At 45.7% G+C, this 512-nt stretch carries 1 pseudogene; it reads right to left on the bottom strand.

What is annotated here, in order from left to right:
• Positions 1-64 precede the first annotated feature (64 nt).
• A pseudogene (locus R7Q11_RS29515) lies at positions 65-512 on the bottom strand (tryptophan--tRNA ligase); the annotation flags it as partial.

Genomic DNA, 512 nt, shown 5'->3' with positions numbered 1-512 from the left:
TTTTCTCAGCACATAAAAAAAGCTCCACCGAAGTGGAGCTTTTTGGGTATTGGATTACTTGAGATTACGGACGAGCAACAAAACCAACAGCTTCGTATGCTTTTTTCAGTGTTTCCGCCGCGCGAGCCGATGCTTTCTCCGCGCCTTGCTTCATCACTTCATCCATAAACGCACGATCTGCACGAATACGACGGTATTCTTCTTGAATTGGCTCAAGCATCGCAACAACCGCTTCACCCACGTCTTTCTTGAATGGGCCGTACATTTCAACGCCTTTGTATTTCGCTTCAATCTCTTCAAAGCTCATGCCTGTCGCTGCAGAGTAAAGACCCATTAGGTTTGCAATACCCGCTTTGTTTTCAACATCATGGCGAATGCTTGGTGGCGTTTCGGTATCCGTTTGCGCTTTGTTGATCTTCTTGATGATCGATTTTGGCTCTTCAAGCAGCGTGATAACGTTCTTACGGTTATCATCAGACTTCGACATTTTCTTAGTCGCATCTTGAAGGCTC

The organism is Vibrio sp. 970, assembly GCF_033339075.1.
This window is presented reverse-complemented; position numbering and strand designations above follow the sequence as displayed.